Source organism: Rivularia sp. PCC 7116 (genome assembly GCF_000316665.1).
In the GTDB taxonomy this organism is placed as follows: domain Bacteria; phylum Cyanobacteriota; class Cyanobacteriia; order Cyanobacteriales; family Nostocaceae; genus Rivularia.
The window spans coordinates 2,126,685-2,140,532 of the sequence record NC_019678.1; the positions used below are offsets into that span (position 1 = coordinate 2,126,685).

The window sequence follows — 13,848 nt, forward strand, 5'->3', positions numbered from 1 at the left end:
AGTAGAAGTATGATTTATTCCCTAGATCCGTATAGAAAATTAGATTGGTACTCAAATTACAGAACAGTAAATCAATACTTCGATTTAGCAAAGTCTAAAATATTTATTTTTCTATAAATGTTTTGGTACTGCTGCTTTAGCAATATGCAATCTTTTGATATTTAAAAGTAAATTTATTAAAAATTCCCAACCTCTCAAAGAAGTCGGGAATCTAATTTATTAATTCAATCGTATTCAACTACGACAACCAGAAAATAATAGTTTTGTATTTGCATTTCTTGCGGGAGCGACAATTTTTTTATCAACCTGACTTTCCCCTTCCATCACCAAAGGAATCCAAGCAGCAATAATATCTTCACTTCTCAAAGTTTCCCCCGGTTGTTGCGGTAAACCACCACGCCCAATATTGAAGAATGCCACCGCTGCTTCCCCGGATACCTGACATCCTTGCGCTACTTCCGTGGATTGAGCATCTTCTGGTAATTCTACCGTTTCCGGATTTGGCTCAATTCCAGGGGTTTCGATATTCACGTTGCCATCGAAACCTAATTCAGAACTTGCCGTAATATCGCTGAATGCTGTTAATTTATCGCGAAATTCTATACCAAAAATTCCAAAAGCCGTAATATCAACATTTCCGCCGTTACCAGAAAAAGCATTAGCTGTGATATCGCTGTTTTCGTTGGGGAAAGCCACGATAAAACCATCGGGAGTATTAATTTTAATATTCCCACCATCACCACCAAATTTTTCTTCTCCTGCGGTGGTGGAAATTTGGCTTCTGTTGCGGAGTAATAATAAATCTTGAATATTTAATTCGATATTGCCGCCTGTATTGCTGCGAGTTGTTGCTGAAATTCTACCGCGATCTAGATTGAGAGTACCTGCTGCAAGTTCGATATCACCACCGATGCCAGATCCTTGACTATCAACTGAAATTTGAGCGCCATCTTTGATATTTACAGTTTCCGGATCGATGATGATGCTGCCACCGTTGCCTGTAGATTCTTCTGTGGTGTTAGCGAAGATTCCGGTTTCTTCTCCGCTGAGGGTGAGGTTGTCTTTGATGTTTAGGGTGATGTTGCCTCCGTTTCCTTGATTTGATGTCAAAGCTGATACTTTGGCTCCGTTTTGGATGGTAAGTTGAGGAGTATTAATTTTGATACCTCCTGCTTCCCCGATGTTTTCAGTTTGAGCAAATAAACCACTAGCATCACTATTAGTTAGTATTCTACCCGCGATATTAGAAGTATCTAAAGAAGCTTGAAGCGTGTAATCTTTAGGAGTGCTGATTCCATCTGTATTAGGTAGCTCAACTTGAATAAAGTATCTGCCGGGTTCTGTAAAAACAAAATTAAGGTAAGGATCGGAGTTAGTAAAACTACCACCTGCACCTCGTGCTGCTGAAGGTGCTTTTATATTTTCTGCTAACAAGCTACCTTTGCCATCAAACAAACGAAGTCTTCTATTAGCAAAGTCAGGAGTTCCTCCCCCAGCAATACCTCTATCGATATCAAAGGTAGCACGTGTACCAGGAGCTTCAACTTCAAATGAATAAATATCTGCTGTGCCAACTTCAGGACCAGTTCCTAAAATGGAAACATAAGGAATTCTGGTGGAAAACTCAATGTTAGTATTGAAGTTGTCAGGACTATCTAGGGAGAATAAAGTATCGATTCCCTGAGATTGAGCAAAAGAATTATTCGGTTCTACTTCATTGATAATCTCAGGTTCTTTAGGCTCTGGAAGTTTCCTCGGTAATGATGAAACAGTATCTTTATTGCCTGAATTGGGATCATTGCCAGATATTATTATGTACTCAGTTGCATTTACGTCGATATTACCAGCTTTACCGCTACTAAGACTATTAGTTAGAAACTGTGCCCCATTCGTCAATTCTAAGATTCTTGCGTTGACTTGAATATTACCGCCTTTTTGCTCACTTGCTGTTTGTGCATTTAATACAACCCCATTTGATAGACGCAATCTCCCACCAGTATTCAACGTAATATTACCACCTTGACCGCGACTATTTTCTTCTGAAAGAGTAAATATACCACTAGAAAAACTATCCCCACTAATTCCAAAGATATTTATATCATTTGCCGTAGTGACTTTAATATTACCTGAGTTTCCTCCCCCCTGAGTTAATGCTTGTAGTTGAGAACGTCCACTTAAGGAAAGAGAATTTGCTTCAATTGTAATATTATTACCAGCACCTGTTGCTCTAGAATTCACTGCTGTGCTAATAATACTAAGCCCAGTAAGTGATATATCTTTCCCTGCTTGTAATTTTACCTGTCCAGCATTTCCTTCTCCGGCAGTAATACTGAAGATACTACTATTAGCAAGAGAGACAGAATCATCTGCCCTAATCAAAAGATTGCCAGCATCACCTTTACCATAAGTAGAAGTATTAATACTCGAGAAGTTGGTTAAATTGACTGAATTAGCATCAATATCTATATCTCCTCCCCTACCAACTGCACCAGTCTCTAAAGCTGTTAAAAGGCGACTGCGATTAAGTAAAACATCACCAGGTGTTGCAATTGTAATTTTACCAGCATTGCCTTCTCCAGTTTTTGTAGTAGTTATATCAGTATTAAAAAGGGAAACTGACTCTCCCTCAATCAAAATATTACCGCCATCTCCTTGATTTGAACCGTTACTATTAACTGGAATATCGGAAATTGAAATATTTTCTGTTAATTGCCTCAGGATAATATCCCCGCCATTTTTACCAGAAGCGTTAAGCCTTGACAGACCTTTAGAATTTTCAATAGTAATTTTTTTGCCTGTAGTAATATTAATATTTCCTCCATCTCCGACACTACCAAAATTTTCAGAAGAGCCTGAGGAAAAGAAGTTTTCAGTTAAGTATCTTGGAGAAGAAAAAGATTCTACATTAATAATTAAAATTTCATCGCCAGCTGTTAGGGTTACCGCACCACCATTACCTGCGTCTCCTCCTCCATTAGTTACCGAACGGGAAAATATTCCTCCCCGGAAAATATTACGACCAGCGTTAAGATTTATTTCCCCGCCGTTTGCTGCATTTCCTCCCCTACTGGAAGCAGAGTTAGACAATAAACTTCCAGCACTTCCATCTGTTGTAGTCAATATATCTCTACCAGCATTGAGAAAAATTGCTCCTCCATTACCTGCGAACTTTCCTGAAGAATAAGATTCTATGCTTTGCGTTGCAATATCTCTGTTTGCCAAAATAGTAACTTTTCCTCCGTCGCCAGCAGAACCTTCTGAAACACTGGAAGAAGAAACTATGAATCCTACTGAGATATCTTTACCACTACCAAGGGTTATATCTCCCCCATATCCGGAACTACCATTGTTAGATAACGATGAAGAATCCAAGTCTCCAGGAATTAACTTTCCTGATGAAGTCAAATCTACGAAAGTAGAAATATCTTCTCCAGCATTAAGTTGAATTTTTCCACCATTTCCTGAGATACCTGACCCACTATAAGAACTGGAATCTATATCACCTGCTATAAATATTTTGCCACTGGTTGAAAAGGCTATACTACCACCATTACCTGAATTTCCTCGATTAGAACTGGAAGAAGAATCAATTTCTGTCGTAGATATATCTTTAGTCGCAATAAATTTTATTTCACCTCCGTTGCCGCTATTACCCAACCGATTTACAGAGCTAGAGTTTATTGTTGCAGTAGAAATATTACTTCTTGAATCAATAGTAATTTCACCTCCATTACCCCCAAAGCTAGTATAGATTCCATTTAAAGATGGTATTAGTTCTGCTCCATTGACATTAATATCTCCGCCTTGCAACGATAAATTCGGCTCATACTGATTTGTTAACAAAACAGTCCCATTAGGAGCAGTAATAAAAACATCCCCAATCGTAATATCTGCACTCGTAGCTACGGAATTATTCCCAGGAGAAGCTACAGGAACAATTGAAGCATCAAAGAAAATCCCTGAATCGCCCAAAGTTCCTAAAGGATTACCAATAACTGCCGCATTTACACCAGCACGAATATCAAGAGTCGGTTTCTTACTTCCATCAATTACTAAAGATGTACCATCTGATAAAGTTACGTTTGCAAGTTTAGGAGTTGAAACGGGATTAATACTTTCACCCGTCGTATCGGGATTGGTAATTATCGCGGTATTTATATCAACTTTTCCCCCAGCCAAAATATGTAATGACGCTCCTTGATATCCAAAAATGCTGACATCTCCTTGGGAACGAATTATTGGATCGTAAAAGCTGAATAAATCTCCTTTAGTTTTATCTAATTTCTCAATCCCAAAATTTCCCCCACTCCAAAAATGAATATCACCCATCACGGGATTAGCTGAACTCAAAGTCATATTTCCAGCAGAAAATAAACCGCTTCTAGGATTATTCAAAGCAAAAATATCTACACTTTCCTTACCTTGAACTAATAAATTACCATTAGCAGCAGCAATGAAAGGTTTTTCTACACTATCTCTTACGTTTACCGTCTCTGCTTTCAGCGTCAAATTTCTTCCCGCTTGCAATCTTCCCTGCAACTTCAAATTATTGGCATTCAAATTTAAATCTTTGCCGACAGTTAAATTCCCTTGACTGTTAATATCTCCTCCCATACCTTCAAACTCTAAACCTATCGGTGGTTTGACGTTTACGCTCAACAAAGGAGGTGCGCTAGGATTTATAGCGCTATATTTATTATCATTGCCGAAATCAAGACTGTTGGCTGTAGAAGCAAAAAACGAACCTTTAATATCTAAACTCGAGTTTTCACCAAAAATAATTCCGTTGGGATTAAGAAAATACAAGTTTGCATCACCTAAAACTCCTAGCTTTCCAAATATTCGGGATGGATTGCTGCCGGTGACTCGACTAAAGATATTTTCAATCGCTGCGGGATTACTAAAATAGGCTTCTCTTCCTTCACCAATATTAAACTCTGTAAAACTATGGAAAAGATTATTATTACGAATTGCTCCACCATCAATTCTTTCAAGCTGGGTATTTACGGGTGTGACGATAGAGCTTTCATTACCCAAAGTGTTATCTGGGACAATTTGAGCTTGAACTTGATTTTCCCCAACAATAGTTGGTATTCCAGATAAAAATAGCCAAAAAATTACCCAAGTTTTAAATTGCCAATATTGCATTTTTTGAAACATTTATTTTAAATACAGCCGCTTAAGTTCCATTTCGATATATCAGGAAAACATAAAGCTTTGATAGATTTATTTTTATGCTATTATAAAAATTATTTTAAGGGAAAATACGTAATTTAACTATATTTTTTAACGAAAATACACGCTAATTATGATTTTTTAGCAATTGCGATCGCGGTTAATGTGTTTGCTATCTGGCTTTGATCGAAACAAAGGACGCATCAGGGCTACGTCTTCTACCTTTACCACCGCACTTGATAAATCCTTACCTTCCAAACCGGCTTTATCAACCTTCACCACCAAAGTTGCTGCATTCCCACCAACATAAGCAACTTCCGAATATGTTTTCCCTCGCGTTTGCTCAATAACTTTAACCAACGATTCAATATCACCCACCATCCCCATTAACAAATCCAAAACCGCTTTCGTCAATGGCGATCGCCCAAAAGTATCCTTCAATTTCTCCAACGGTTCGCTAGTAAATTTCCTTAGCGGAGATATTGCCAAAGTACACCCATTCTCATCCAACTGACGCTCAAAATAACCATTCGGGAAAATGTTCCGTGCGACAAGTTAAAATCACCTTGGCACCAGGAACAACCACTTTCGCTAATTCCCAAAAATTATTAATCATTTCTTGACGGTTTATCCGAGCAGCCATCTCATCAAAACTGTCGAATATCAGCAATAATTTACCCATACGGTTGAGTTGTTCAAAAGCTGAATATCCGGGTATGGGAATTTCATATTGACGAAAGAAGAACTCGGAAAACAGCGACTCAACACTTACCGCTTTGGCATAATCTCGCAACGGAATCACCAAAGGTAAGCGGGGAAGTCTAAGCTCACGTGGGGACAAGAAGCTTCAAAGCCCACAGCCTAAGAGTTCATTCGGTTAGTGTTCTCAGCGTCTCTGCGGTTTTTTTTATCATTCCGGTGCAACCGGAATCAATATGAACTATTCTCTTCTTCTTCATCAGCTTTACTGATTTCTTCTTCCAGAATTTGAATTGCTCCACTAATTCGTAATAATGTATCCCGCAAATTGGCTTGTTTTGTCTCTAATTCTCTCATTGCTTTTTGTCCCGATGCAAATTCAGCTTTGAGTTCTGCAAGACGTTTCTCTAGTTGTTCTTTCATTTACCTTTAACTATTTGATTCATAGAAATAAATGTACCAGTACCGGAGTATTGGGGGGTAGAGTCAGGAATCGGACTTGGTGCTGAAGGTTGTTGAGCGGGAACCATGACTGTAAATTTAGCTTGAAATTGTCCTCCTTTGAGCAGTATGAGTTTTCTCCCAGATTTAGTTTTTTGGGCTTTTTGGTTTCCTGCAAGGGATTGTATGAATAGCATACCCGTTCCTGGAATACTATATTGAGGAGTAATGTAAGGACAACCGGGGACGGTAACTTTTTTCTCGTCACCTTCAACGCAGACTAATTTACCGTTAATTTTATCTTTTCCGGTACCAATTAAATCTCCCGGACGAACAGTAATAATTGCTTGTCCGAAGTTGGGGTTAAACATGGCTTTATCGCCAGTGATGAGAATTAAGTCAGACATAATCAAATAGACATCTCCAGAAATGAAGTTTTAGTCCAGTAATCACATGAAACGAGGATAATTATCGGAGAGGTCTGTTATTAAAGACCAATACATAAAAAAGAAAAATATCGATCTGATGCGTCACCTTTGCTATTTCCGCACTTTATGATACAGTACCTTGGGTTAATATAGGAAACTACCGCATTATCTAAAGTATTCCCAGTAGTAGATGTAGAGGACGCTGGATAATCCTGAGTTGCAATAACGGCAGGATAGTCCGAAAATTCTTGGTCAAAAGTAATTTGATAAATACCTTTTCCTTTCTTTTCGCTCTTAAACCCTTCTCCGGAGTAGGGTGAACCTGACGGTCGAATTAGTCCTCGAATGATTCGGAGATTGGAGTTTCCTTGCATTGCAAATACTCCACCAGAGGTAATTTTATCAGCTGGCAAGTTAGGGATGCGTTGAACTGCTAATACTCCAGAGTTTATTTTATTAGCTGATAAATTAGGGATTCGTTCTACTGCTAATTCTCCAGAGGTAATTTTATCAGCTGGCAAGTTAGGGATGCGTTGAACTGTTAATACTCCAGAGTTTATTTTATTAGCTGATAAATTAGGGATTCGTTCTACTGCTAATTCTCCAGAGTTAATATTTGTTGCACTAATGTTTCCGGAAATATCCCCGCTTACAGTTAAACTACCTTTAATATACTGATTTTCCTCTACAGTTAAATCCCCATCAATCTTTAAACTACCTGTCAAAACAGCTAAGTTTGGATTTGCATTTCCCCCAGCACGAAGAGTCAAAGTTTTACTATCAGAGTTTGGTAATGATATACCTGAATATTCCCTATGATTATCATCGAGAGTAATATTATCTTCAGAAATTGTTACTTTGACTAATATTACGCCATTGTCAGGGTTTTTTTCAGCAAATTCAATCACAGGCTTTTCAACTCTGCGAGTGTAGCTTTCATCTACATCATTTTGCTGTTGATTTTGTTTTTCTTCCTGATATTTTATATAAAGTTCGCCATTAGTAATATCATTAAAACCAGCAAAAGTAATATTCTCTTTTAAAATAATTAAATTGCCTTGACTATCTATAGCTGAACCAGGTTTAATTACTACCGCTTCTTGACCTTGAGTAACTTCAACTTCCAGCCCTTCAATAATTCCTGAAATATGAAGACTCTGGTTACGGTAACGTTGGCGATCGCTCAAATATTTGTGTTGAAGTTCAAAGTCTTCTTCTAATAGATATTGACCTGGGAAATAGTTAGGATGTTCGGTCGCAAAGTTAGTAAAATCAGTAGTTTTAGCCATTTTTCAGTTCTTTGATTTAGTTTAATGATTGACTTGTTGTTCCTAAAATTGTAGGAATTGTTTCACCTATAATAATTTCTCCAGCTTCATTTCTACGGCAAATTTCTAAAATATTAAAGGGGCTAGTAGCTGGTATATTAAAGTTTTCTTCTAATAATTTATAACTAGATAAACGCTGATTAATCTCTAAAGTAGCTTGGACAATTATTTGACCGACAATATCAATATTATTAATATTTTTGATGTTAACTGATAATTTATCTATACTTTGGATAATTCTTTGATTATAAATGGTACGTTTAATTGTAATTTGATTATTTTCAATAGTAGCTTCTTGTGTAAATAAATGAACTTCAGACATATCATCTTTAAATCGAACTATGATTTTGTTGAGTAAATCTTGAGTAACTGCTTGCGGTTGATTTACCTTCACAATCGCTTCTAGCTCAATTTTGTCAATAATTGCAGTTAAATCGGAATGCAATTCTTGCTGAGGAGGTACTGCAAATGTTTGAAATTGATAAGGTTGAGTCCAGATATATTCGGTAATCCTCATTCCCGATTCTTGTAAATTACCTTGGAGTTGAATAATTGTATTTCCTTCAATAACTTCTTTGGCACCATTTAAACGACATATTTTCAATACAGTTGATAAGTTTATTGGTTGTTCTAGTACTGTATTACTAAATTCTATTTGATTAATATAAAAATAAAATTTGATTGCTAAATCACCGATGAAAGTTTTATCTGTTCTATTAGATAACTTAACATTTAAGTCTGACAAATTTTCAATGATATGCTGAGAATTTAATTTATATTTAACAGAAAAAGATTGATTATCGATAATTTTTTCAGATGAATCTGGGATAATTTCTTGTAAATTACCTTGGAGTTGAATAATTAACTGGTTTGCTAATTGACTAACTGGGATAACATTATTTTCTGGGAAATTAATTTTAACTTCTATAAAAAATATTTGATTTTGAAGTGATTCAAACAATTTAAAAGGAAATATTACCTGCGATGGCTTAGTTAGCTGCATCGTAGGCACAAGAATTTTTAGGGAGTAAAATGTCTGTGCTGGCTTTGCTATATCAATAATTGATTTTGCAATTTTAGCTTGTCGCCAATATTTTTCAGGGTCGCGGTCATTTAATGTTAATTGTACTTGAAAATAATAGGGAAAGTTTTTAAATTGGTCGAATACCTCAACTTTTTCTCCAAATCCCGAACTTTTTAAATAAATACTCAATATTTTAATTAACCCTGCTTTTGTTCCTCGCAAACGATAGAGTCCGACAATTTGTTGAATAAATTCTCTTTTTACTTCTACTTTCCAATCATTCCTTAAGCTTAAAGCTACCCAATTTGCTAACCAAGGTAAAAAGTCTTCTGGTGTTTGCTGGGGATTAAAATAAAGATGAATATTGTCAATAATTTCTTCCAGCCCAGGTGGATTTTGAGTTTCTTTGGTAATTATTTGCTCTTGGCTAGAAGTTTTACTTGTTCCACTAAGTATTTTTTCAAATGCAAGCAAAAATTGACCAAGGAAATCATCTTCTTGGAGAACTGTAGGTAAATATTGTTGATAGCTACTAACTAATTTAGATTGGTTTTTGGTCATTATCAAATTCTACCAATATTGTAAACTGGCTATTTTTTATATCTAGGCTAACTAACTGGTTATATGCTAAATCAATATCTGATTCTGAATTATTAACTAGTAAATTTTCAACATAATCTACACCTTCTAAATCATCCAATATTTTATATAATTCGGATAGATAAATACCTCTAGCAAATGGCCATCCTTTACCACCCCAATATTTTCCAGAGTGCAAGGGATGAAAGAACCAATTAACTTCATTTTTGGCATTTTCTTTAATTTCTTCTGCTTTTGTGCCATCTTGAACTACTATTTCCGCTGTTACGGCTACCGATACATATAAAGGTTCTACAATATGTAAACGAGTAGTTAAAAGTTTTCGTTCGTTCAGAAAATCAAGTAATTCTTTATATTTGTTATTATTATTGTTCTCTTGACTATTCTGTTCCGGAACAACGATTAAACTAATATTACCTTTAGCAACTGTTTCAGTATTAGATTCAGATAAATTACGTTGTGCTAAACATTTAACTCGCGCAATTTTTAAAGTCGAATCTGACGATGTATTCCAGTCTTCAATAATTAGTTGTTCGTAGTCTATCGTCGTAACAGCCCGATAACGTTGACGTAATTCTAATAAGGTTTTATTAATCTCCGACTGTAAACTTTGTTGTCTCTCTTTAGCAGGAATATTAGGTAAATTCCATTGTTCTCCTTTAAGTAAACTGATAAAACTGGCATAATTTTCATCACCAATTTGATTAACCCGGTAAAGAGTCATTTCGCTTAACCAAGCTAATAATTCAATCAGAATAATTCCCGTATCTGATGGGTTATAATCAGTCCATTCAGAATATTCAACCGAAATTTGAGAAATTGCTGATTCTACTAAGTCAGCATAGGTACGGTCATCGAGATTTGGTAATGGTAAGGGCATAAGTTAAGATGGGAATAGGGCATTGGGAATTGTAAATTTATTTATGACTTTAAATTAATAGTATGATTGCCAGAATATATTAAAGTGTCGGCATTTAGAGATGAGACATTATCTGTTAATGATGATATTTCTAATGAATCAACATAATTAACTCCAGGAATAGATTGAATTATGGCGTAAAAATCAGATTTACGGGGATAGCGTCCAAATTGCCATCCTTCCCCTTTACCTCCAGTCAATGGATGAAGAAAAGCTTCTAAGCGTTGTTTGATATTGTTTAACAGCATATCTGCACCTTCGAGAGATACAGGACTTATAGTTGCATTAACGATGACTTCTTGCCATTGGGGAGCAGTGACTATTAAATCTACCGTAGGTTCACACCGGGAAAGAATATAGATTTCGACTTGCTTGAGTAAAGCTAAACTGGGAATTGGTTGATTTTTGCTACTATAGGGCAGAATAATTAATTTAACTTGTCCTGCTCGATTGTTAATTTCCTCCACTAACTTTTCAAATTCGCTATATTTGGGAATTGATTTTTTTTCGTCAAGAAAATCTTGAAAAGAAATATCTGGGTTGCTGGGATCTAACCAAAGGTTTTCATTGAAGGAACTAAAGTTTGCCGTTGCCAAATCTGGTGTAACAACTTTTACTCTGGCAACATTAGTAGAAGCTTCATAAGCTAAATCTTCGATGTCTTCAAGGGTAACAGCGCGATCGCGATGACGGAGTTGTTTTGGTACGCGTTTTTTCAGTATTTCCAAGGTTTCTTGTTCCGCACCTCCTGCTGATGGTTCGAGGTTAATGACTCGATCAATATAGGGAATAGTAGTTTTGAGTTGAGTAATGGTTTCTGAAGAGATGTTTCCTTGTTTACCTCCTCCAGTACGGTAAAAATTTAATCGAATATTATTCTGTCCTCTGGGAGGAATCATCCCTGCTCTCCCATCACCAAAACGAATTTCTCCGGTTTGTCGGTCTAAAGTATAATGACGATGATTGGCACCAGAACCGTAAAAATCTGGTACTTCTTGCCAAATTACCCAAATTTCTTCTATTTCCCCGACATCATCTTGAATTACTTTAACTCTATCTGCTTCTAGTTCAACAGGAATTTGTTGTTCTTGAACATCTAGCTGTTGTCCTAATAAAATCGGACTGTTATTGGCAATAAAAACTTGATTTGCTTCGGAGTTACTTGAACCTAAAATCTCTTCTTGAAGACTGATTGCTTGAAATGCCCACGTGGTATTTGTTAATATACGACGCAGACGAGGTTTAACCCGAAAATCACCATCTTTCCAACGAACTCGCAACCAATATAATTGTTTATCAAAGATTTGTATTTGGCTGAAATCTACGGGTGGAATAAATTGAATTAAACCCGATTGAGAAAATGCTTGGGTTTCATCTTGTACTCCTAATAGTTGCCAACCGTGATTACTTGAATATTCCCAAACTAATTCGGGTTTCACGGTTTCCGATGGAATATCAGCCGATAATTCTTCTGGTGATGGTGGTTCAACTTGAGCGTAAAGGGTGACTGTTTTATTGTCAAAAGATTTATCAAATCCGAGATAAAGTGTTGGTTGTTTATCTAAAGTGGGTGTAAAAGGTTGAAAGTTACCATTTCCCTCAGAATATTCATAATTGTTATTAGAAAGATAAATAGATTTTTCCTGTAGTTCAAATTTGTAACTTAATTTTAATGATTTAATCAGAGGGGGGTCGTAAGTTGGAGGAATTGTTTCTGTAATAGTGTCTCTACGGAAAATTTTGGTTCCCTTTTTTCTCGCTTCAGGATTTATATTTGATGATACTGTGAAGGTACTTCCTTGAATTGTTTCAATTTGGTATTCTTCTCGTTTCTCTGTATTATTTTCTATCCATACCATCCGCACAATATCATTTGTACTGAGAAAATCGCTAGCATTTCCGATAATGTTTATTTCTTGATTACTAGGACTATTATTTACTATGGCAACTTCATTATAAATAGCATACTTTCTTGTTTTGCTTGGGCTACCAAAATTACCTTGATTAATTCTAGCTCTCAGCCAATAACGAGTTTCTCCATTTACAGTACCCGGAGATGGGATATTTTCTAAGTTGGGAAATTCTAATTCTGTTTGAATATTATTTGACTCTTTAATTTTTCGCCATTCTTGACCGTTACTAATTTCCCATATTATTTGTAAATTATCTGTTACTACTGGTTGATGATTTAACTCCAAATTAATGATGATATTCATATTTGGCTTAATAAAATCATCGTCTAAAGCTATATAAAATGTATCATTTAATTCTGGCTGTTCGCCAAAAGGATAAAAATCTTTTGTCAAGTCCAAAGGGCTATTATTAAATAAACAAATATCAGGTATTAATTCGGTTTCGTCAATTTCTATTTTGCCTTGAATATTGGTAACTAGAGGTAAATTATTAGCTATAGCAGCATCAGTAATATTAGTTAAACTTGCTCTCAGCCATTTTGCTTGTTGTCCGTTTATTTCTAAAGCTGTGGAAATCGGTAAATCTGAAAATGTAAATTGATTATTGCTATCAAAATCAGGAGTTTCAATTTCTTCCCATTTATAACCATTCCAGTAAAACCAATTAAGTTGTGAATTAGAAAATTGACTGACGTTATCCCCAGAAAAAATCAGTTTAAAATCAATTAATTCCGGTAAACTAAAGATTTCCGGACAATTTATATAAAGAGAATGTTTGATAGCTTGATTCCCTTCAAAAGCGAGGAAAGCAGCATCTTTCTGTCCTATTGCTTCTAAAGTGCGGTTACTATAGTTATCTTTGTTAGGTTCTATTACAAATACCGCTTGCAATTGTGCTGTTGTTACTATCAATTCCCTATCGGTTTCAAAGACAATTTCTTCGTCCGAACCCTCTACTGGTGGTGCAGAAACTTGGGTACGAGCGGGAACTAAAGCATCTAGGGGACTTCCTTCTGCTAAATAGAAGTTTAAAGGTACTTTGGCTGCTTGGGGTGGTTTGAGTTGTCCCCCGATTAAATCGAGGAAAGCTAAGAAATTTTTTTCAGGTACTTGATTGAGACGATTACCAATTAACTTTACCATCCGAGCAAAGATGCGAATTAATGCATCTCCTGCATCAACTTTTTCTATAGCAGGTTTCCAATGGGTAAATTGTTGGGCTAATTTTTCAGTTTGCTCAACAATTTCCTCATAGGTACGCTGGTCAATTTTTGGAGGTAAAGAAGTCATAATTAATTACCTTAATCAAATACTTTAATAA

General features: G+C 36.0%; 8 protein-coding genes and 1 pseudogene. All 9 read right to left on the bottom strand.

Annotated elements, in window-relative coordinates; genetic code table 11:
• Positions 1–234: 234 nt before the first annotated feature.
• The 9 genes and pseudogenes from RIV7116_RS33705 to RIV7116_RS08185 all read right to left on the bottom strand — a co-directional run bounded on the left by RIV7116_RS33705 (position 235) and on the right by RIV7116_RS08185 (position 13,817).
• On the bottom strand, positions 235–5,160 hold the full coding sequence (locus tag RIV7116_RS33705; protein WP_015117812.1) for a filamentous hemagglutinin N-terminal domain-containing protein: 4,926 nt from the start codon (positions 5,158–5,160) through the stop codon (positions 235–237).
• Between the two features lie 156 nt (positions 5,161–5,316).
• A complete protein-coding gene (locus tag RIV7116_RS37560) occupies positions 5,317–5,664 on the bottom strand; it encodes a hypothetical protein (protein ID WP_157229262.1) in 348 nt (115 codons plus the stop codon).
• A 40-nt stretch (positions 5,665–5,704) separates the two neighbouring features.
• Positions 5,705–6,007 (bottom strand): annotated as a pseudogene (locus RIV7116_RS37565) (NACHT domain-containing NTPase); the annotation flags it as partial.
• A gap of 98 nt (positions 6,008–6,105) precedes the next feature.
• Positions 6,106–6,297 carry a hypothetical protein gene (locus RIV7116_RS08160; protein WP_015117813.1) on the bottom strand — a complete coding sequence of 64 codons (192 nt, stop codon included), beginning with the start codon at positions 6,295–6,297 and terminating at the stop codon, positions 6,106–6,108.
• The gene (locus RIV7116_RS08165; RefSeq protein ID WP_015117814.1) at positions 6,294–6,722 is read right to left on the bottom strand and encodes a hypothetical protein; all 429 of its coding nucleotides are present in this window, start codon (positions 6,720–6,722) and stop codon (positions 6,294–6,296) included. The genes RIV7116_RS08160 and RIV7116_RS08165 overlap by 4 nt, the downstream gene beginning before the upstream one ends.
• An 80-nt stretch (positions 6,723–6,802) precedes the next feature.
• On the bottom strand, positions 6,803–8,032 hold the full coding sequence (locus RIV7116_RS33710) for a hypothetical protein (RefSeq protein WP_015117815.1): 1,230 nt from the start codon (positions 8,030–8,032) through the stop codon (positions 6,803–6,805).
• A 16-nt stretch (positions 8,033–8,048) separates the two neighbouring features.
• Positions 8,049–9,656 carry a phage tail protein gene (locus RIV7116_RS08175; RefSeq protein ID WP_015117816.1) on the bottom strand — a complete coding sequence of 536 codons (1,608 nt, stop codon included), beginning with the start codon at positions 9,654–9,656 and terminating at the stop codon, positions 8,049–8,051.
• Positions 9,637–10,575, bottom strand: a complete 939-nt coding sequence (locus RIV7116_RS08180; RefSeq protein ID WP_015117817.1) for a hypothetical protein — start codon at positions 10,573–10,575, stop codon at positions 9,637–9,639. Before RIV7116_RS08180 ends, RIV7116_RS08175 begins: the two co-directional genes overlap by 20 nt.
• Positions 10,576–10,616: 41 nt before the next feature.
• Positions 10,617–13,817: a baseplate J/gp47 family protein gene (locus tag RIV7116_RS08185; protein WP_015117818.1), complete on the bottom strand. Its 3,201-nt coding sequence runs from the start codon at positions 13,815–13,817 to the stop codon at positions 10,617–10,619.
• Between the last annotated feature and the right edge of the window lie 31 nt (positions 13,818–13,848).